Source organism: Sphaerimonospora sp. CA-214678 (assembly GCF_050942215.1).
GTDB lineage: Bacteria > Actinomycetota > Actinomycetes > Streptosporangiales > Streptosporangiaceae > Sphaerimonospora.
Genome location: NZ_CP192056.1, coordinates 3,109,753 through 3,129,843 on the forward strand (window position 1 = coordinate 3,109,753; position 20,091 = coordinate 3,129,843).

At 70.9% G+C, this 20,091-nt stretch carries 17 protein-coding genes; 8 read left to right on the plus strand and 9 right to left on the minus strand.

The window, feature by feature from the left end:
• Positions 1–124 precede the first annotated feature (124 nt).
• On the minus strand, positions 125–2,254 hold the full coding sequence (locus ACQP1K_RS14100; protein WP_433501345.1) for an anthranilate synthase component I: 2,130 nt from the start codon (positions 2,252–2,254) through the stop codon (positions 125–127).
• A 476-nt stretch (positions 2,255–2,730) separates the two neighbouring features.
• Here ACQP1K_RS14100 and ACQP1K_RS14105 point away from each other — a divergent pair, with 476 nt between their 5' ends.
• Both ACQP1K_RS14105 and mctP read left to right on the plus strand, forming a co-directional pair.
• Positions 2,731–2,934 carry a DUF3311 domain-containing protein gene (locus ACQP1K_RS14105; protein WP_433501346.1) on the plus strand — a complete coding sequence of 68 codons (204 nt, stop codon included), beginning with the start codon at positions 2,731–2,733 and terminating at the stop codon, positions 2,932–2,934.
• Complete coding sequence (gene mctP, locus ACQP1K_RS14110) at positions 2,931–4,511, plus strand: monocarboxylate uptake permease MctP (RefSeq protein WP_433501347.1); 1,581 nt, start codon at positions 2,931–2,933, stop codon at positions 4,509–4,511. The genes ACQP1K_RS14105 and mctP overlap by 4 nt, the downstream gene beginning before the upstream one ends.
• Positions 4,512–4,586: 75 nt before the next feature.
• On the opposite strand, the gene ACQP1K_RS14115 is transcribed toward mctP, so the two are convergent.
• The gene (locus tag ACQP1K_RS14115; protein ID WP_433501348.1) at positions 4,587–6,077 is read right to left on the minus strand and encodes a WS/DGAT/MGAT family O-acyltransferase; all 1,491 of its coding nucleotides are present in this window, start codon (positions 6,075–6,077) and stop codon (positions 4,587–4,589) included.
• Between the two features lie 219 nt (positions 6,078–6,296).
• Between ACQP1K_RS14115 and ACQP1K_RS14120 the strand changes: the two genes are divergently transcribed.
• Positions 6,297–8,573: a glycoside hydrolase family 3 N-terminal domain-containing protein gene (locus ACQP1K_RS14120; RefSeq protein WP_433501349.1), complete on the plus strand. Its 2,277-nt coding sequence runs from the start codon at positions 6,297–6,299 to the stop codon at positions 8,571–8,573.
• A 93-nt stretch (positions 8,574–8,666) separates the two neighbouring features.
• Here ACQP1K_RS14120 and ACQP1K_RS14125 read toward each other — a convergent pair whose 3' ends face one another.
• Both ACQP1K_RS14125 and ACQP1K_RS14130 read right to left on the minus strand, forming a co-directional pair.
• Positions 8,667–9,080 (minus strand): PH domain-containing protein, encoded by a 414-nt coding sequence (locus tag ACQP1K_RS14125; protein WP_433501350.1) that lies wholly within the window; start codon positions 9,078–9,080, stop codon positions 8,667–8,669.
• A 98-nt stretch (positions 9,081–9,178) separates the two neighbouring features.
• Complete coding sequence (locus ACQP1K_RS14130) at positions 9,179–9,670, minus strand: metallophosphoesterase family protein (RefSeq protein ID WP_433501351.1); 492 nt, start codon at positions 9,668–9,670, stop codon at positions 9,179–9,181.
• A gap of 113 nt (positions 9,671–9,783) precedes the next feature.
• Between ACQP1K_RS14130 and ACQP1K_RS14135 the strand changes: the two genes are divergently transcribed.
• Entirely contained in the window at positions 9,784–10,179 is a 396-nt protein-coding gene (locus ACQP1K_RS14135) for an HPF/RaiA family ribosome-associated protein (RefSeq protein WP_433501352.1), read from the plus strand.
• Positions 10,180–10,237: 58 nt separating this feature from the next.
• Here the strand turns inward: ACQP1K_RS14135 and ACQP1K_RS14140 are convergent, their stop codons facing one another.
• The gene (locus ACQP1K_RS14140) at positions 10,238–10,402 is read right to left on the minus strand and encodes a hypothetical protein (protein ID WP_433501353.1); all 165 of its coding nucleotides are present in this window, start codon (positions 10,400–10,402) and stop codon (positions 10,238–10,240) included.
• 231 nt (positions 10,403–10,633) lie between these two features.
• On the opposite strand from ACQP1K_RS14140, the gene ACQP1K_RS14145 reads away from it, so the two are divergent.
• The 4 genes from ACQP1K_RS14145 (at position 10,634) to ACQP1K_RS14160 (ending at position 17,031) form a co-directional block, all read left to right on the plus strand.
• Positions 10,634–12,343: a RecQ family ATP-dependent DNA helicase gene (locus tag ACQP1K_RS14145; RefSeq protein ID WP_433501354.1), complete on the plus strand. Its 1,710-nt coding sequence runs from the start codon at positions 10,634–10,636 to the stop codon at positions 12,341–12,343.
• Between the two features lie 187 nt (positions 12,344–12,530).
• The gene (locus tag ACQP1K_RS14150; protein ID WP_433501355.1) at positions 12,531–12,869 is read left to right on the plus strand and encodes a hypothetical protein; all 339 of its coding nucleotides are present in this window, start codon (positions 12,531–12,533) and stop codon (positions 12,867–12,869) included.
• A gap of 382 nt (positions 12,870–13,251) precedes the next feature.
• Positions 13,252–15,618 (plus strand): Tex family protein, encoded by a 2,367-nt coding sequence (locus tag ACQP1K_RS14155; RefSeq protein ID WP_433501356.1) that lies wholly within the window; start codon positions 13,252–13,254, stop codon positions 15,616–15,618.
• Between the two features lie 213 nt (positions 15,619–15,831).
• A complete protein-coding gene (locus ACQP1K_RS14160) occupies positions 15,832–17,031 on the plus strand; it encodes a hypothetical protein (protein ID WP_433501357.1) in 1,200 nt (399 codons plus the stop codon).
• Between the two features lie 80 nt (positions 17,032–17,111).
• Here the strand turns inward: ACQP1K_RS14160 and ACQP1K_RS14165 are convergent, their stop codons facing one another.
• The 4 genes from ACQP1K_RS14165 to ACQP1K_RS14180 all read right to left on the minus strand — a co-directional run bounded on the left by ACQP1K_RS14165 (position 17,112) and on the right by ACQP1K_RS14180 (position 19,847).
• Entirely contained in the window at positions 17,112–17,702 is a 591-nt protein-coding gene (locus ACQP1K_RS14165; protein WP_433501358.1) for a hemerythrin domain-containing protein, read from the minus strand.
• 181 nt (positions 17,703–17,883) lie between these two features.
• A complete protein-coding gene (locus ACQP1K_RS14170) occupies positions 17,884–18,300 on the minus strand; it encodes a CBS domain-containing protein (protein ID WP_433501359.1) in 417 nt (138 codons plus the stop codon).
• Positions 18,301–18,465: 165 nt separating this feature from the next.
• On the minus strand, positions 18,466–18,867 hold the full coding sequence (locus tag ACQP1K_RS14175) for a hypothetical protein (RefSeq protein WP_433501360.1): 402 nt from the start codon (positions 18,865–18,867) through the stop codon (positions 18,466–18,468).
• Positions 18,864–19,847: a cellulose-binding domain-containing protein gene (locus ACQP1K_RS14180; protein ID WP_433501361.1), complete on the minus strand. Its 984-nt coding sequence runs from the start codon at positions 19,845–19,847 to the stop codon at positions 18,864–18,866. The genes ACQP1K_RS14175 and ACQP1K_RS14180 overlap by 4 nt, the downstream gene beginning before the upstream one ends.
• Positions 19,848–20,091: the final 244 nt, after the last annotated feature.

Here is a 20,091-nt window from a genome sequence, read left to right on the forward strand (position 1 = left end):
TCTCCTCCTTTAAGAGGATCTCGGACACTCTCCGGAGGAGGAGGAACCCGGGGGCGCCTCAACGCACCGAATCCCGCACGGACGTTCGATATCGATGTTCCGTACGGGATTCCGGTGCTGGACGCTACGCCGAGGCGAGGCGCAGGACGTTGGCGATGATCCTGGCGCCGGAGCCGCCCTGGGTGGTGAGGATCGACTCGGGGTGGAACTGCACGGCGAAACGCCGGTTGACGGCGTCCTCGATCGCCATCACCGCCCCGTCCGGGGTGCACGCGGTGACCGTGAACCCGTCCGGCACGCCCGCCCGCTTGGCGTGCAGCGAGTGGTAGCGGGCCGCGACGAACTCCTCGGGCAGGCCGTCGAGCAGCGCGCTCTCCCCCTCGCGGCGGACCCGTCCGCGCTTGCCGTGCTCCGGGTACGGCAGCAGCTCGAGCGTGCCGCCGGCCTGCTCGACCATGGCCTGCAGCCCGAGGCAGACGCCGAACACCGGCAGCCCCCTGGCGTACAGCGCGTCGATCAGCGCCGTGCAGCCGAAGTCGGACGGCCAGCCGGGGCCGGGCGAGAGCACCACCAGCGTGGGCGCGATCTCCTCGATCATCTCCGGCGGGAAGCCGTGCCGCAGCGTCACCACCGAAGCGCCCTGCTGGCGGAAGTAGTCGGCGAGGGTGTTGACGAAGGAGTCCTCGTGATCGACCAGCAGCACCGTGTGGCCCTCGCCCGGCAGGTCGGCCGCCGGCGCCGGCGCCGGCTGCTCCTGGCGGCCACCGGCCGCGGCGAGGGCGGCGAGCAGCGCGCTGGCCTTGAGCTCGGTCTCCCGCTCCTCGGCCTCCGGGTCGGAGTCGAACAGCAGGGTCGCCCCGGCCCGCACGGTCGCGACGCCGCCGCGGATCTGCGCGGTGCGCAGGGTCAGGCCGGTGTTCATCGAGCCGTCGAAGCCGATGAAGCCGACGGCGCCGCCGTACCAGCGCCGGGTCGTCTCCTCGTGGTCCTCGATGAACTGCATCGCCCAGGTCTTCGGGGCGCCGGTGACGGTGACGGCCCACATGTGAGTGAGGAAGGCGTCCAGCGCGTCGAATCCGGGGCGCAGCCTGCCCTCGATGTGGTCGACGGTGTGGATCAGCCGGGAGTACATCTCGATCTGGCGGCGGCCGATGACCCGGACGCTGCCGGGGACGCAGACGCGCGACTTGTCGTTGCGGTCGACGTCGGTGCACATGGTGAGCTCCGACTCCTCCTTGACGCTGGACAGGAGCGTCCGGATGGCCTCGGCGTCCTCGACCGGGTCGGCGCCGCGGGCGATCGTGCCGGAGATCGGGCAGGTCTCCACCCGATCGCCGGTGACCCGCACGTACATCTCCGGGGAGGCCCCGACGAGGTGCTCGCCGCCGAGGTTGAGCAGGAACTCGTACGGCGCCGGGTTGGCGGTGCGCAGCGAGCGGTAGAAGGCGGCGGGGTCGACGCAGGCGCCGTGGAAGACCTGGCCGGGGACGACCTCGAACAGGTCTCCCCTGGTGAACCTCTCCTTGGCCGTGGCGACGATCTCGGCGTAGGCGCCCCTGCGCGGATCGCCGGGGATCCGGCCGGGCGAGACGAGCGGGACGGCCTCCCCGGTGCGGGGCAGGTCGTGGGTGGAGACGCCGTCGACGGTGAACTCGTAGCGGTACTCCCTGCTGGTCTCGCGGACCCGGTCGATCACGACGAGCCGGTCGGGCAGGTGGAGGACCAGGTCGCGCTGGTCGTCGGGGCGGGTCAGCCGGTAGCGGATCGGCTCGAACTGGAAGGCCAGGTCGTAGCCGAACGCGCCGTACAGGCCCAGGTGCGGGTCGTCGCAGCGGAAGGCCGCGATCACCTCGCGGATCGCGGTGAAGACGGTCGGCCGGCGGGTGCGCTGCTCCTCCGGCAGCAGGTCCTCGGCCTCGGCGACGTACACCTCGACGAACCCGTCGGTGGGCTCGGTGACCGGCTTGCCCGCGGCGAGCAGGCAGGACGCGACCACGGGGAGGACGACCAGGCCGCGGTCGTTGAGCGCCCGGGCGGAGATCCGCCGCCCTCGCGCGACGAGCTCCAGGCAGGGGTCGACGTAGCCGAACGCCCATCGGCTGTAGCGTCCGGGGTAGTCCATGCCGGAGGAGAAGGCCCCGCCACGGTGCTCGCCGAGCGCCGTCACGATCTCCTCGAGCGCCTGCTCCGGCACATCGCGCACGCCGCGTTCCACGGCGACGCCGCCGGCGGTGGTATATCCGCTGATCTCCACTTGTCGATGCCCCTTTTTACTCGAATCTCGTCGAATGCCCCAGGGGCGGACAACGAAAAAGGCCGCCTCTCGGGGCGGCCGGTCCACTTGCGCTTGCGAATGCGAAACCCACGCCGCCTGTCAGCGGCGCCACCACTGAAGGGTCGCGGGAACTCGCATGGCTGAAGATTAGCCCCGGTCGCCGTGATCATGCAACGGGACGCACCGGCGGGGCGGTCCCCCGGATGGATACCACCCCGGCTGACGATCACGTGACCGACTCTCCGGTCGTGTTCGGACAGTCATGTGGCCACGCGCTGCCGCGCTCGTGACGGGGCTTCTCCCCGGCGCTTCCCGGCCGGTCCGTGTGTCGTTCGGCGCACCGACCCGACCGTTCGGCGCTCGGTGACGACACCGTGATCCTCGCGAATTTAACGTGATCCACGTCACTTTACACGCGGCACTACAGAGTGTCGCCGTCCGGTTGGAGAGCGCGTTTGACCACGCCCCGTACCGACCGCAGCCACTGGTACTGGCTGCTGCTGATCCCCGTCGCGATCCCGCTCGCCACTCCCCTGTTCAACGCCGTCGAGCCCCGCGTGTTCGGCATCCCGCTGTTCTACTGGCTGCAACTCGCCTTCATCGTCCTCGGCGTCACGACGACCACCGTCGTCTACCGCATGACGCGGAGGGGCCGATGACCACCGAGATCGTCATCTTCACGGTGCTGTTCCTGCTCGTCAGCGCGGTGGGCTTCGTCGCGGCCCGGTGGCGGCGCGCCGGCGATCTCGCCAGCCTGCACGAGTGGGGCCTCGGCGGGCGCAGCTTCGGCTCGTGGATCACCTGGTTCCTGGTCGGCGGCGACCTGTACACGGCCTACACGTTCGTGGCCGTCCCCGCCCTGCTGTTCGGCGCCGGCGCCATGGGCTTCTTCGCCGTGCCGTACACGGTGGTCGTCTATCCGCTGGTGATGCTCGTGCTGATCCGGCTGTGGTCGGTCTCGCACGTGCACGGCCTGGTCACCCCGGCCGACTTCGTGCGGGCCAGGTTCGGCTCGCCCACGCTGGCGCTGCTGGTCGCGATCACCGGCATCGTCGCGACCATGCCGTACATCGCGCTGCAGCTCGTCGGCATCGAGGCGGTGCTGAAGACGATGGGCGTGACGGGAGACCTGCCGCTGATCATCGCGTTCGCGATCCTGGCCGCCTACACCTACCAGTCGGGGCTGCGCGCACCGGCGCTGATCGCGTTCGTCAAGGACTCGCTGATCTACGTGGTGATCCTCGCGGCGATCCTCTACATCCCGGCCAGGCTGGGCGGCTGGGAGATGATCCTGGCCAAGGCCCAGGCCAAGTTCGAGGCCACGCCCTCGCCGGGCGACGGCATCCTGCTCAACGCGAACAACCAGCTCCAGTACGTCACGCTCGCACTCGGCTCGGCGCTGGCGCTGTTCCTCTATCCGCACAGCGTCACCGGCGTGCTGGCCTCGCGGGACCGCAATGTGATCAAGCGGAACATGTCGGCGCTACCCGCCTACAGCTTCCTGCTCGGCATGATCGCACTGCTCGGCTACATGGCGATCGCGGCCGGCGTCACCCCCATCGGCGGGGACTCCAACACGGTCGTGCCACTGCTGTTCGACAGGATGTTCCCCGACTGGTTCGCCGGCGTGGCCTTCGCCGCCGTCGGGATCGGAGCGCTGGTACCCGCCGCGATCATGTCGATCGCCGCGGCCAACCTGTTCACCCGCAACATCTACCGCGAGTACCTCAGGCGGGACGCCACCTACGCGCAGGAGGCCCGGGTCAGCAAGATCACCTCACTGGTGGTCAAGGTCGGCGCCGTGCTGTGCATCCTGCTCATCGATCCGCAGTTCTCCATCGACCTGCAGCTCATCGGCGGCGTGATCATCCTGCAGACGCTCCCGGCGGTCGCGCTCGGGCTGTTCACCCGCTGGTTCCACCGGGCGGGCCTGATCGCCGGGTGGACGGCCGGGATGGGCGCGGGCCTGTGGATGCTGTACAACATCTCCAGCCCCGCCCACGCCCATTTCGCCGGATCGGGGTTCCCGCTGGGGCGACTCGGCCTCGACACCGAGGTCACGGTCTACGCCGGGTTCCTCGCGCTGATCGTCAACCTGGTCGTCGCCGTGCTCGGGACGCTGCTCGCGCGGGCGCTCAAGGCGGCGGACGGACCGGACTCCACCCGCCCGGACGACTACACGGCCGACCGGAACGATCCCCGCGTACACGAGCTGGAGACCTCCGGCTCCGCCTGACCACCCGCGTGCCCCGGGTGCGGCGGCCCGGCGGCGGGGCCTCGCCGGCGGGCGAGTGGCGGGCCGGGGCCGCCGTCATCCGCCCTCTCGCGCGGCCGGGCTCCGCTCGCCGGCGAGCGCCGTCAGCTCGTCCAGCGCGTCACGCAGGTAGTCGATCAGATCCCACACGTCGGGGACCATGTCGCGGTCGGCGATGATCCCGAAGTCGACCCGGCCGTCGTAGGAGAACACGGTGATGTTCACGCCGCCGCTGACGTCGGTGATCACCGAGATCGGATACTGGGCGACGACGCGCGCGCCGCAGACGTACAGCGGGATCTGCGGCCCCGGCACGTTGGAGATCATGAGGTTCATGGCGGGGGCCCGGCACGAGGCCAGCCGGAACGCCGACCTGGCGGCCAGGGCGTTCAGCGCGGCGGGCATCGCCTGACTGAACTCCAGCAGCCAGGTCGCCGGCGCGGCGGAGAACCGCTCCTTGACCAGGTTCATCGAAGCGCCGACCGCGTGCAGCCGGTCCAGCGGGCCGGCGAGGTGGGTCGGCAGCGTGGTGATCGCCGGGATCACCTCGTTGGCCGGCCCGCCGTTCTGCGCCGCCGCCGGCGAGCGGTTCTTGATGGAGATGGGAATGCCGACGACGAGCGGCAGGCGGGGCAGCTCGTCCCGCTTGGCCAGCCAGCGCCGCAGGGCGGCCGCGCACAACGTGAGCACCACGTCGTTGACCGTCCGGCCGAAGACGTTCTTCACGTCCTTGATCTCGTCGAGCGGCAGCGTCCCGAACGCGAACCGCCGATGCTGGGAGACCGGCCCGGAGAACGGCGTACGCGGCACCGGCATACGGGGCAGGCCGGGCAGGTGTTCCGCGCCGATCCCGCGGATCAGCCGCGAGACCAGCCCCGCGCCCGGGATCTGGGAGATCACCGGCATCTCGTCCAGCCTCGGCACCGCGTCGGCGAGGAAGCGCAGCAGGGCCAGCGGGTTGTCCAGCACCCGGGCGACCCCCCTGACCGTCATCTCCAGCGGGCCGGGGGCCAGCGCCCCCGCGCCGGGCTCGGACGGCTCGGCGGCGGACGGCTCACACGACCGCGGCTCGAAGTCCATCAGCGCCGCCATCACCTCGACCCCGGTCACCCCGTCGATCGCGGCGTGGTGGACCTTGGTGTAGAGGGCGACCAGACCGCCGGCCAGGCCCTGGATCACGTACAGCTCCCACAGCGGCCGCCGCCGGTCCAGGGGCCTGCCGTGCAGGCGGGCGACCTGCTCGGCGAGCTTGTGGTCGTCCCCGGGCGGCGGCAGTGCGAGCTCGCGGACGTGGTAGTCGAAGTCGACCTCCCGGTCCTCTGCCCAGTACGGATGATCGAGTCCCAGCGGCACCTCGACCAGGCGGCGGCGCAGCGGCGGCGCGAGGTGGAGCCGCCTGCGCAGCAGCGTGATCAGGTGCTCCCGGTCGATCGTGCCCCCCGGCGCGCCGGACGGATCGAGGATCGTCAGTCCCGCGATGTGCGCGAGGTTCGTGGCGGTCTCGAAGTTGAGGAACTGGGCGTCGAACGGGCTCAGCTGCTGTCCCATGCCTACAAACTGCCCCAAAACGGTGCCCCTGGACCGCTTCGCGGCCTTCTCCGCCGCCCTTCTCGTACCCGGCGCACACGCCGCCTGATCACCGCTCGCGGCGATCTCCGTTGAAAGTTTCGGATGCCGGTCCAGGTGGGAGGGCACGCGCCGCCAGGACTTTTGACCGGCGAACGGCGCGATTTTACCGTCGGAACCGGATATCGAGGAAGGAATCCGATGGCATCCCGGCTCAGGCTCGCGTGGATCTCCACGCTCGCGGTGGCGCTCGCTGCCGCGCTCACTGTGGTTTTCACCGTCGACCGCGGCACGGCGATGGCGGCCGACGCACCGTACAAGGACCCGGGGCTGCCGGTGGCCACGCGGGTGAACGATCTGCTTTCGCGCATGTCGCTCGACGACAAGGTCGGGCAGATGACCCAGGCCGACCGCTCGGCGGTCAGGAACATCTCCGACGTGGCGACCTACCGGCTCGGGTCGATCCTGTCCGGCGGCGGGTCGGCCCCCTCCTCCAACACCCCGTCGTCATGGGCGGACATGTACGACGACTTCCAGCGGCAGGCGCTCGCCACGCCGCTCGGCATCCCGATGATCTACGGCATCGACGCCGTGCACGGCCACAACAACGTCGTCGGGGCCACGATCTTCCCGCACAACATCGGGCTGGGCGCGACCCGCGATCCCGACCTGGTCGAGCGGATCGGCCGGGCGACGGCCGAGGAGGTCTCCGGCACCGGGATCGACTGGACGTTCGCGCCCTGCCTGTGCGTGGCCCGCAACGACCGATGGGGCCGCACCTACGAGTCGTTCGGTGAGGACCCCGCGCTCGTCAGCCAGATGACGACGATCATCGACGGCTTCCAGAACGCCGGGAACGCCGCGATCCTCGCCACCGCCAAGCACTACGTCGGCGACGGCGGCACCACCGGCGGCAGGGACCAGGGCAACACCGAGCTGAGCGAGGCCGACCTGCGCGCCATCCACCTGGCGCCGTTCCAGGCCGCGGTGCGGCGCGGCGTCGGCTCGGTCATGGTGTCGTACTCGTCGTGGAACGGCGTGAAGTTGCACGGCCACAAGTACCTGATCACCGACGTGCTCAAGGGAGAGCTGGGCTTCAGCGGGTTCGTGGTCAGCGACTGGGCGGGCATCGACCAGCTCGACGGGCAGTCCGGATTCACCGCCACCGAGGTCGCCAACTCGATCAACGCGGGCATCGACATGGTGATGGTCCCGAACGACTACCAGCGCTTCGTCTCGCTGCTGAAGTCGGAGGTCCAGGCGGGCCGGGTGCCGATGTCGCGGATCGACGACGCCAACCGCCGCATCCTGACGAAGAAGTTCGAGCTCGGGCTCTTCGAGAAGCCGCTCACCGACCGCTCCCTCACCTCCACCGTCGGCAGCGCAGCGCACCGGGCCATCGCCCGCGAAGCCGTACGGAAGTCCCTGGTGCTGCTGAAGAACTCCGGCGGCGTGCTCCCGCTCGCCAAGACCGGCGGCAAGATCTTCGTGGCCGGCAAGAGCGCGAGCGACATCGGCAACCAGAGCGGCGGATGGACGATCTCCTGGCAGGGCTCCTCCGGCGACATCACGCCGGGCACCACGATCCTGCAGGGCATCCGCGACACGGTCGGCTCCGGCACACAGGTCACCTACAACCGTGACGGCAACGGCATCGACTCCTCCTACCGCGCGGCCATCGCCGTCGTGGGCGAGACGCCGTACGCCGAGGGCCAGGGCGACCGCACCGGCTCGATGGGCCTCGACTCGACCGATCTCGCCACCCTGCAGCGGCTGAAGGCGTCCGGGGTGCCGCTGATCGTGGTGCTGGTCTCGGGACGGCCGCTCGACATCGCCGGGCAGATCGACCAGTGGAACGCGCTGGTCGCGGCGTGGCTGCCGGGCACCGAGGGCCGGGGCGTCGCCGACGTGCTGTTCGGCGACCACGCGCCGACCGGCCGCCTGCCCATGACCTGGATGCGCAGCGCCGACCAGCAGCCGATCAACGCCGGGGACGGCAAGCAGGCGCTGTTCGACTACGGCTTCGGGCTCTCGTACTCGACCTCCACCCCGACACCGACACCGACGCCCACGCCCACCCCGACACCGACGCCCACTCCGACGCCCACTCCGACGCCCACGCCCACCCCGACGCCTACTCCGTCGCCCACGCCCACGGGTGGCAGCTGCGCGGTGAACTACCGGCTCAACAGCTGGAACACCGGATTCACCGCGGATCTGACGATCACCAACCTGTCGGCGAAACCGATCGACGGGTGGAAGCTCGAGTGGGACTTCGCCGGAAATCAGCAGATCACCAACGCGTGGAACGCGGAAATCTCCCAGTCCGGGCAGCACGTGATCGCGAAGAACCTGTCATGGAACCAGACGATCGGCGCGAACGGCGGCACGGTGGCCTTCGGTTTCCAGGCCACCTACAGCGGCTCCAACGGGATCTCGGCGTTCACCCTGAACGGCACGACCTGCTCGACGGGGTGAGCGACGGCCGGACCGGGCGGGCCGAGCAGGCAGGCCCGGCCGGTCCGGCCGTTCCGCACCGCCCCCGGCGCCACCGCCCGGGACCCGGTGCCCTCAGGGACGCAGCTTCATCAGCTCGTCGGCCACATCGAACACCGAGGCGCCGAGATCGAAGCGGCTGAAAATGTGGACCTGATCGCCTGCCTCGATCTCCAGCAGCTCGGTGGTCAGCCCGTAGCGGCGGCGGGAGTCGACCCGGATGCGGTCGACGTCGTTCCAGGACACCCACTCCCTGCCCGCCAGGCCGGAGACGACCAGGCCGTCGGCGCCCGCTGACAGCCGTACGGGGACGACGAGATCACGGATCGCCACCACGGCGAACCCCAGGGCCACGACACCGGCGAGGAAGAGCTGGTGGTGGTCGCCGATCGTCGCCACCACTCCGAACAGGACGGCTCCGGCGATCTTCAGCGCGACGATCTGCCATGGCACCCGCCACTCGTGCCGCGGTTCCTCAACACCAGCCACCGGGGCAGCGTAACGAATGATCGTCCCACCGTCCGGTCCGGCTCCGTCTCCGGAGCCCGAAGCCGTGGACCGGCCTGCCGGGACGGACTCCTGTGAAGTCAGGTCACCGGGATGACGCGTGCCTCCAGCAACCGGCCGTTCTCGATCTCCAGTACGCCCAGGGTGCCGCAGGGCTGACGGCGGCGGTCGGTGGGCGAGCCGGGGTTGAACACGCGGACCCCGTCACCGGTCAGGTCCATCGGGACGTGGGAGTGGCCGAAGACGACCAGGTCCGCGTCCGGGAAGCGGCGGCGCATCCTGGCCGTCCTGCCGGTCTTCGGGCCGCTGTCGTGGATCATCGCGACCGTGAGTCCGTCCAGATCGAACCGCAGGGTCCGCGGGGCGCCCCACTCTTCGACGTCGGGGCCGTCGTTGTTGCCGAGCACCGCGTGGACGGGCGCGTAAGCCGACAGCTCGGCCAGGACATCGGCCGTGCACACGTCTCCCGCGTGGAGGATCGCGTCCGCCTGCCGGAGGTGCTCCGCGACCCGGGGCGGGCACGTCTTCCACCGGCGTGGCGCATGGGTGTCCGCCAGCACGACGACCTTCACGTTTCCATTGTCTCCGCCAGGGTCCTGGGTCCCTACTCCGGCACGAGGAAGTACCCCGCGGGTGGGACGGACGGCCCTGGCAGCCCGACGGCGATGATCAGCAGACTGGCCTCATGAACGAGATGCTCAAACCCGAAGCAGTCATGGTGGAGACGAACGGAAAGGTCCCGGCGGCGGCGGTGACCGAGGCGCGGGAGCGGATCGCCGCGCTGAGCCGTTTCACCGGCAGGCCGATCCTCTACGCCCGGGTCGTCCTCGGCGACTCGCCCGCCCGCGACCCGGAGGAGCGCTGCCGGGCCCGGGCCGTCCTCGACGTCAACGGGCACGCCCTGTACGCCGAGGCGCGCGCTGAGACCATGTACGGCGCGATCGCCGGCGTTCAGCAACGGCTGCGCGGCGGCCTGGAACGGCTGGCCGGACGGCACTCCAGGAAGCACACGCAGCGGCCACCGCGCAGAGAACCGGAGAGGGCGCGGGAGGACACACGGCAGCCCCGGGTGCCCGTTTGACCGCGTTCCCACCCGAGTGACCCGTACGGCCCGCCGCAGCCCTCCGGCGGGCCGTACATCATCTCCGCTCGGAATCCCGGAGACGGGAGCGGCGCTCCCATATGGTCATGACGACGAGCACGGCCAGTGCGGCCAGCACGGCGATCGAGATCACCAGCAGCGCCAGCGTGACCAGCACCGCCACGGCCGCCAGGGAAGCGGCCACTCCCAGCAATTCCGCCACATGACCTCCCGAGATCATCCCTCGCCATGGGAGATTGCCGGATATGAGTGCCTTGCCGTAAAGGAGTCATACCCTACTCCCGCCTCTCCCGTTCGATCGGGGGCTCCCGCCTCTCCACCGCGGTCGAACTCCCGAGTCGATCTCCGCGTTCGGCCACCGCGTTCGGCCCCCGGATTCGGCCTCGCCACCGCGGGTACGGCAGGGCTGGTCTGCTGAGGGAGCCATCGGGTGATGAACGTCAGGCGGGGATCCGGCCGGCGGCCGGGGCACTGGTCAGGGCACTGGTCCCGCGGCCGGCCGGGCAACGGACTCGGACGGCGGCCGCACCGGCGGGCGGGACGGCTGCGCGCCACCGCGCGGGACGCCTTCGGCTGGGAGCGGCTGCGGCCGGGCCAGCGGGAGGCGATGGAGCACCTGATGGCGGGCCGCGACGTGCTGCTCGTCATGCCGACCGGCGGCGGGAAGTCGGCCGTCTACCAGGTTCCCGGCCTGCTGCTGGCGGGTCCGACCGTCGTCATCTCGCCGCTGATCGCACTCCAGCGCGACCAGGTCATGAGCCTGCTGGCCGCGGACGCGGGCGGTGCGGTGGCGGTCAACTCGGCGGGGTCGGTCGAGGCGGGCCTCGACCAGGTCACGGCGGGCCGGGCCGAGTACGTGTTCCTGTCGCCCGAGCAGCTCGCCAAGCCCGAGGTCGTGGACCGGCTGGCCGAGGCCCGGCCGTCGCTGATCGCGGTGGACGAGGCGCACTGCGTCTCCGCCTGGGGCCACGACTTCCGCCCGGAGTATCTGCGGCTCGGGAAGGTGATCGAACGGCTGGGCCATCCGCCCGTGATCGCGATGACCGCCACAGCCGCGCCGACCGTGCGCGAGGAGATCGTCCGGTCGCTCGGGATGACCGCCGCCCAGCAGGTCGTCCGGGGCTTCGACCGGCCCAACATCCACCTGGAGGTCCGCCGCTTCACCTGCGACGGCGACAAGCGCCGGGCCCTGGCCGAGCACCCGCTGGACGGACTCGGCCTGGTCTACGTCGCCACGCGGCGCCAGGCCGAGGAGTACGCCGAGATGCTGTCGGAGCGCGGCAGGCGGGCCGAGCCGTACCACGCGGGGATGAAGGCGGGGGACCGGCGCAGGATCCACGAGCTGTTCCAGAACGACGGCCTGGACGTCGTCGTCGCGACGTCGGCCTTCGGGATGGGCATCGACAAGCCGGATGTCCGGTTCGTACTGCACGCCGCCCCGCCGGAATCCCTGGACGCCTATTACCAGGAGATCGGCCGGGCCGGCCGGGACGGCGAGCCCGCCTCGGCCGTGCTGTTCTACCGTCCGGAGGATCTCGGCCTGCGGAAGTTCTTCGGCGGCGGCCGGGCCGACCGGGAGACGCTGCGGCACATCGCCGAGATCGTCCGGGAGCATGACGGCCGGGGCGTCGCGGTGCCGACCGCGCGGCTGCGCGAGCTGCTCGACGTCGGGCCGGTCAAGCTGGCCTCGCAGGTGAATCTGCTGGAGCGGGCCGGCGCGGTGGAGGTGGCACACGGGGGCGGGCTCACCTATGCCTGCGACGGCCCGCCGCCGGACAAGGCGGCCGACCACGCGATGGAGCTCGACGACATGCGGCACCGCCTCGACGACTCCCGCCTGGCGATGATGCGGGGCTATGCCGAGACCACCGGCTGCCGCCGCCGTTTCCTGCTCGAATACTTCGGCGAGCCGTACGAGCGGATCTGCGGGGCGTGCGACACCTGCCGCTCCGGAGAGGCGTCCGTTCCCGAGGTCACCGGCGACGCGGGGCCCTACCCGCTGCACGCCGGGGTACGGCACGCCGAATGGGGCCACGGGACCGTGATGAGCCGGGAGAGCGACCGGATCACCGTGCTGTTCGACTCGGTGGGCTACAAGACCCTCGCGCTCGGCGCCGTGGAGGGTCTCCTCGATCTCGTCTAGCCCCTCGGCCACGAGGACGCCGACGCTCGAGCGCGAGTTCCGGGCGGCGGCGGGTGAACGCGTCCACGCCGCCCAGATCACCATCCACGGTGAGCGATGTAAAAATTACCGAGCGTGACCGTTTTCGTGTTGCGGGAGTTCCCCGACACGAGGAGACTCAAAAGGGGGATTTATCACATTTCGGGGGGTGAGTCGGGTGCAGGAGGATTTCAGCACCTATGAGACGTGGCCGTTCGAATGTCTGCGCTGCCTGCTCGTCTGGGAGGAGGAGTACCTGGTACGGCGGATGTCGGACGGACACGGGAACGACGTGGTGGTGTGGACCCGGGAGGGCACGCCCGTCCAGCCCCCGTGGTCGGGCATGAGCTGCCCGGCCTGCGGCTGCGGCAGCGTCACCACGTTCCCCACCGGCTATCTCGGGCATCAGGCCGAGGCCGTACGGCGATCGCGACCGGCCGTTCCCGTCCCGTTCACGCGGGCTCCCGCCGCGCCCGCCCCCACCACAGCGCTGCCTGCGGAGGCGTAGATCACCGCTCCGCGCCTTCCAGTGCACCTTCGACCCCCGCCTTCCGCCGCGGCCGGGGCCTCCCGGTGACCGTCCGGGAAACGGGAGAGCACGGCGAGCCGAGACCGCCGGGCTCTCCCTTTGTCCCCCACCCCCGTCTCCCGCCTCCGGCGCCGCCACGTCCTCCGCTCCGCCCGTGCCTGATCCACCCGTGCCTGATCCACACGGGCATCTGGCGGGTCACGTCGGCGTCCTGTCCGTCCATCCGTACGGCGGGCTCGGGGAGTCGCCGGACGGCACCCGAGCGAATCGAACCAGGCGAATCACACCAAGTGAGGCGACACTCGGAGCGCGCAGCGTGCAGAATCTTCCCCGAACCTCAATGTGAAGGCGGATCAGGATTGTGACGACGTCCATTCAGCAGCGGATCGCCGAAGAGCTCGGCGTGCGCGAAAGCCAGGTGGCCGCGGCCGTCGACCTGCTCGACGGCGGGGCCACGGTGCCGTTCATCGCCCGTTACCGCAAGGAGGCGACGGGCACGCTGGACGACACGCAACTGCGCACGCTCGAGGAGCGGCTGCGCTACCTGCGGGAGCTGGAGGAACGGCGGGCCGCCATCCTCGACTCCATCCGCTCCCAGGGCAGGCTCGACGACGCCCTGGAAGCGCGGATCATGGCCGCGGACTCGAAGGCGCGGCTGGAGGACATCTATCTCCCGTTCAAGCCCAAGCGCCGCACCAAGGCCCAGATCGCCAGGGAGGCGGGGCTGGAGCCGCTGGCCGACAGGCTGCTCGCCGAGCCTGACCTCGATCCGCAGGCCACGGCCGAGACCTTCGTCGCAGAGGGCGTGGCCGACGCCGCCGCGGCGCTGGAGGGGGCCAGGGCCATCCTGGTCGAGCGTTTCGCCGAGGACGCCGACCTGATCGGCGATCTGCGCGAGCGGATGTGGACCCGCGGCCGGCTGGTGTCCCAGGTGCGGGAGGACCGGCAGGAGGCCGGGGCGAAGTTCGCCGACTACTTCGACTTCTCCGAGCCGTTCACATCGCTGCCCTCCCACCGGATCCTCGCGATGTTCCGCGGTGAGAAGGAGGAGGTCCTCACCATCACGCTCGACCCCGAGGCCGAGGACCCGAACGACTACGAGCTGCGGATCGCCCAGCGATTCGGCGTCTCCGACCGGGGCCGGCCGGCCGACCGGTGGCTCGCCGACACGGTCCGGTGGGCCTGGCGCACCCGGATCCTCGTGCACCTCGGCATCGACCTGCGCACCCGGCTGTGGCAGGCAGCGGAGGAGGAGGCCGTCCGCGTGTTCGCCGCCAACCTGCGCGACCTGCTGCTGGCCGCGCCCGCCGGCACCCGGCCGACCATGGGCCTCGACCCCGGCCTGCGCACCGGCGTGAAGGTCGCGGTCGTCGACGGGACCGGCAAGGTGGTCGCCACCGAGACCATCTATCCGCACGAGCCGAAGCGGCAGTGGGACAAGTCGCTGGACGTGCTCGCGCGGCTCGCGGCGGAGCACGGCGTCGAGCTGATCGCGATCGGCAACGGCACCGCCTCGCGGGAGACCGACAGGCTCGCGGGCGAGCTGGTACAGCGCATGCCCCGGCTCACCAAGGTCGTCGTCTCCGAGGCGGGCGCCTCGGTGTACTCGGCCTCGGCCTACGCCTCGCAGGAGCTGCCCGGCCTCGACGTGTCGCTGCGCGGCGCCGTGTCGATCGCGCGCCGCCTCCAGGACCCGCTGGCGGAGCTGGTGAAGATCGACCCCAAGTCGATCGGTGTGGGGCAGTACCAGCACGATCTGTCCGAGCTGAAGCTGTCGCGCTCCCTCGACGCGGTGGTCGAGGACTGCGTGAACGGCGTCGGAGTGGACGTGAACACCGCGTCCGCCCCGCTGCTGACCCGCGTGTCCGGCATCGGCGCCACGCTGGCGGAGAACATCGTGGCGCACCGGGACGCCAACGGCCCGTTCCGGTCGCGCCGGGGCCTGAAGGACGTCCCGCGGCTCGGCCCGAAGGCGTTCGAGCAGTGCGCGGGCTTCCTGCGCATCCCCGGCGGGGACGACCCGCTCGACGCGTCCAGCGTGCATCCGGAGGCGTACCCGGTGGTGCGCCGCATCCTCGGCGCGACGGCCGGCGATCTGCGTGCCCTGATCGGCGACACGTCGGTGCTCCGCTCGCTGCGGCCTGCCGACTTCGTCGACGACACCTTCGGGCTGCCGACCGTCACCGACATCCTCAAGGAGCTGGAGAAGCCGGGGCGCGACCCGCGTCCGGCCTTCAAGACCGCCGCCTTCAAGGAGGGTGTGGAGACGCTCGCGGATCTCACCCCGGGGATGGTGCTGGAGGGAGTGGTGACCAACGTCGCGGCGTTCGGCGCGTTCGTCGACGTCGGCGTGCACCAGGACGGGCTCGTGCACGTCTCCGCGATGTCGCACTCGTTCGTCAAGGATCCCCGCGAGGTGGTCAAGCCGGGCGACATCGTGCGGGTGAAGGTGCTGGACGTCGACATCCAGCGCAAGCGCATCTCGCTCACGCTGCGGCTGGACGACGAGGTCACCGGTCGCGGCCAGAACGGCCAGAACGGACCGGGCGCCCAGCGAGGACGCCCGTCCGCCGGGCAGCAGCAGGGCCGGGGCGACGGCCGGCGACGGGGGCAGGGACAGGGGCAGAGACAGGGCGGAGGCGGCCGCGGGTCGGGCGCCGCCCCCGCGGGCGGTGCGATGGCCGAGGCCCTGCGCCGGGCCGGCCTCACCGGTCCCGACTCGCGCTGACAGGGGTGGCCGGCGGCCCTGTCGAGCCGCCGGCCTCTCCGGGCCTCCTGGCCGCGGTGAGGGGAGAGCCGGTCCCGATGACGCGCGGTCTGAGAGGTTTGCCGAGGTCACACGGTTGGGTACGCCCTGCGCCGACGCCTAGGAAATGCCCGGGTCGATGCTGCTCTGTCCGGGCAGGACCTGTATGTCCTATCGGGGGAAGGAGCAGGCGAGATGACGTTCAACCCACTGGAGGAACGGGGCATTCCTCTCGACCGTCAGCTGCGCGACTGGCGTGAGCTCGACGTGACCCCGATCGATCCTGACCACGCCGATCCGTACACCCGGTGCCGGATCATCACGATGAACGGCATCGAGATCGAAGCGATCATGTTCAACCGTCATCTCGCCCGGCACTGCCCCGACCTGGAGGACCGGCAGCAACTGGCCGAGACCCGATTCATCGAGGCGCAGCAGCAGAAAGCGGTCAACTGGCTGCTGCCGGGGCTCGCCTCGGTGCTGGAGACCACGCTCGCCTACGAGCAGGTGGCCACCGATCTGACCGCGTGGGTCGCCCGGATGGAACCCGATCCGTACCTCAAACAGGCCTACCAGTTCGGGTTGCTGGAGGACTTCGATCACCTCTACCGGTACGCCAACCTGTTCGAGATGATCGAGCACCGGAAGGCCGAGAAGATCGTCGACGCGCTCACCGAGGTGATGCCGGGCCGGCCGACCAAGATGCACCAGCGGCATCCGATCGACAACGTGCGCGAGCCGTACGACAGGAACACCGCGGCTCCGATCTCCAAGCTGCACGCGCTGACCATCATGTCGGCCGAGCAGCAGACGATGAACTTCTACATGAACGTCGGGCCCATGTACATGGAGCCGATCGCCCGGCAGCTCTACCAGGAGATCGGGCTGATCGAGGAGGAGCACGTCACGCATTACGAGTCGCTCGTGGACCCGGGCGAGACGTGGTGGGAGCAGCTGGTCAACCACGAGTACAACGAGTGCTACCTCTACTACTCGTTCATGGAGACCGAGAGCGATCCCAAGGTGAAGGCCATCTGGGAGCTGCACCTGAACATGGAGCTCGAGCATCTGCGGATCGCGGCGGAGATGATGCGCCGGCACGACGGGCGGGATCCGCAGGAGATTCTCGCCCCGCGGCTGCCGGCGCCGGTGACGTTCGAGCAGAACAAGGGCTACATCCGCGAGGTGCTCGCCACCCAGATCGACTACACCACGCTGGGCACCGGGTACGTCCAGGAGGCGCACGAGCGCTTCCAGCGCTGGCAGGCCCAGATCCACGGGGACCAGGAGCCGGCGAGCGAGCGTGTCATCGACGAGAACCGCGCGAAGTCCGGCCGGGAATACCGCCTGGAGTCCGAGGGCGCCCACCCGATGTACAGCCTGCGGCCCCACTGAGCGCCGGGCCCTGGACCGCCGCTGCCGACCGGTAGTGGCACGGCCCACGCCCGCCGGGTCGTGGGCCGTGCGACCTCCGGTCAGCCCTTCTTCCTGCCGACGGCCGTCATGATGAGGTCACGGGCCCTGTCCATGATGGCCGCGGGCGGCCCGAGCAGCAGGTTCCGGGTCGCGGACTCCACCCCGGGGCGCGGCCGGGTGGGGGCCATCGCCTCCGCCGCACGCAGGCCCAGCGCCATCGCCCGGCGTTCCATCATCGACGTGCGGGCCCGTAGCCGAGGGAACTCGTACCGCTCCTCGGCACGCGCGTGCGTCAGCACCGCGATCCGCAGCTCGTCGAGGTTCGCGAGGAAGTCCGGGTGCCGCGGCCCGTCCCTGTCCATCATCGCGAGCAGCCGCTTGGCCGCGCGTTCCTCCGCCAGGCGGTCGGCGACCACGGCGGACCCGCCGTCCAGCTTGCGCCGGGCGTAGGGGTGCACGATCTCCTCCTCGGCGGTCTCGTGCACGGCGAGCATCCGCACCAGCCGCCGGAACGCCGCCTCCCGCCCGTCGTCCGGCGCCTCCGCCACCTCGTCGAACATGTCCCTGATGATCGAATGCTGGTGGACGAGCAGATCGATGACGTCGTTCTCCCTCATCAGCTCGGGAATCGGGTGTCGTACGTCGGTCATGGGACTCCCCCTTCGGATTCGCCGCCCATGTCCGTGCCCGCCCCGCTTCGGGCCGGATCTCCCCCGTGCCCCGAATCGGGCACCGTCGAATGCCTACCCTCCCGAGTTCGGGATCACGCCGGGGACCGGCGTACCCGAAAACGGGCGGAGACCCGCCCGTTTCCTGTTCGACGGCGTCGGTTCACTGGTTCGGCGGCGCGGCCGAGATGTCCCCCAGAGCCGACCGGGAGTCCCGTTCCATCGCGAGATCCCCGATGCTGACGATGCCGACCGCCCGGTCGTCCCGCACGACCGGCACCCGGCGAACGGCCTTTTCCCGCATGAGCCGGACGACCTCGTCGACGGTGGCGTCCGGAGAGACGGTCGTGAGCTCCTCGCTGCTGGCCCCGCGTACCGGGGTGTCCGGCCCCTTTCCGTCGGCCATGACGCGGATGGCTATGTCACGGTCCGTGATGATGCCGCGGACATGCCCGCCGTCGGTGACGATGACGCCGCCGGCGTCGTTGTCGCGCATGAGCCGGGCGGCCGCCGACACGGTGTCGTTCGCCTCCACGGTCGCCGGGTTGGCCGTCATCACATCCGCCACGGTCTGTGCCATGGGAAACCTCCTGTCCTCGGTATGGCAGAACTTGTCCCCATACCCGCCACACCGGCGGCACACGTCCGGACGGACGGGAAGTTCCCCGGCGGCGTTCCACCGGACATGAGCGGCCCCCCGCGCCGGGGGGTGCGGGGGGCCGGGTCCGTGTCGGTGCTCAGCGGTTCAGCAGCCGATCGGGTTGGCGCCCAGGGCCACGTCGTCGTACCACAGGGTGTCCTGGTCGCCGGCGTAGCTCTCCCAGCCGAGCCGGAACGTCGTGGGCCGCGGCGCGGTGGTACGGCGCAGCCACTGGGAGTCGATGTCCTGGGTCGGAACGCCGTCCACGCGCAGCCCGGCGATCTCCTGACCGTCCAGGTAGGTGCGCATCGACTGCTGGGTGGTGTCGATCTGGAAGCGCAGGCACACCCATCGGCCGGTGGGCAGCGGGGAGCTCTGCGCGACGCCGGACGGGCTCTGCTCGGGCAGGGTGGCGTCGTCGGACTCCCGGTTCCACTGCAGCGCGCCGTTCTGCCCGCCGATCCTGAGGTCCTTGCCGCCGTCGCGGGAGTCGGACATCGTAATCATGGAGACGTGGGTGGCCGGCAGCGCCGTGGTGTGCCGGACCCACAGCCGTCCGTACACCACGGGGCCACGGCCGAGACGTCATGGGTGGTGGCGGCGAAGACGTGGTCGCAGTAACTCCCGCCGCCGTTGACGCGCAGCGACTTCGACCCGCTGTGGGCGGTGGAGGTGTCGATGACGGCGGTGCCGGTCCCCTGGCAGTTCGGCGCGACGACCTGCCAGTCACCGGTCGGTGTGCCGCCCGGCTGGTCCTCGAAGCCGCTGCAGACCACCGCGCCCGCGCAGTCGCCCGAAGGCGTCGGGGTCGGAGTCGGCGTGGGGGTAGGCGTCGGGGTCGGGGTAGGCGTAGGCGTCGGCGTCGGAGTCGGCGTGGGGGTCGGCGTGGGGGTAGGCGTCGGAGTCGGGGTAGGCGTCGGAGTCGGGGTAGGCGTAGGCGTCGGAGTCGGAGTCGGAGTCGGCGTGGGAGTAGGCGTCGGAGTCGGAGTCGGGGTTCCGTCGTCGCATGACACGCCGTTCAGCGCGAAGCCGGACGGCTCGGCCAGGCTGCCCGACCAGGTCCCCTGGAACCCGAAGTCGGCCGAGCCTCCCGTGCCCAGCGAGCCGTTCCAGGCGGCGTTGGACGCCGTCACCGTCGTGCCCGACTGGCTGACCTGGGCGCTCCAGGCGTTGGTGATCTGCTGGCCGGGCCCCGCCGTCCAGGTCAGCGTCCACGAGCCGACCGCCGAGCCGAGGTTGGTGACCCTGACCTGGGCGGTGAAACCACCCGGCCACTGGTTGGTGGAGTAGTCCACATCGCACGCGGAGGCGGCCGCGGCCGTCCCCGGCACCAGCGTGACCGCGAGACCGGCCGCCAGCGCGGCGAGAGCGGCGATCAGGCCGCGCCGCCCGCGTGCCGCCGTGCCCGATCCCCGGACGCGAGGCGAACCTCCCCCGAAGCCCGCGATCCGCGGGCCACGTGTGGGACGGGAATGCGAACCGTTCATGCGTCCCTCACTTCCTCGTTCGTTTCGCGCGGTCTTCGATTCGCGCGGCACCGGCGGGTGCCGCCCCGGCTTCGTGCGTCGGGAGGCTGTCTCGCTCGGCTGTTCTGCGGTGCTGACGGGCCGCCCCGGGCCATGACCGGCCGCGGACCGTCCCGGACGCAGATCGTTCTGCGGATCCCCGGCCCCGGTCAACGGCTCCCGTCCGCCGGCTCCGCCGTCCCGTCCCGCCGCCCGCGGCCTCACC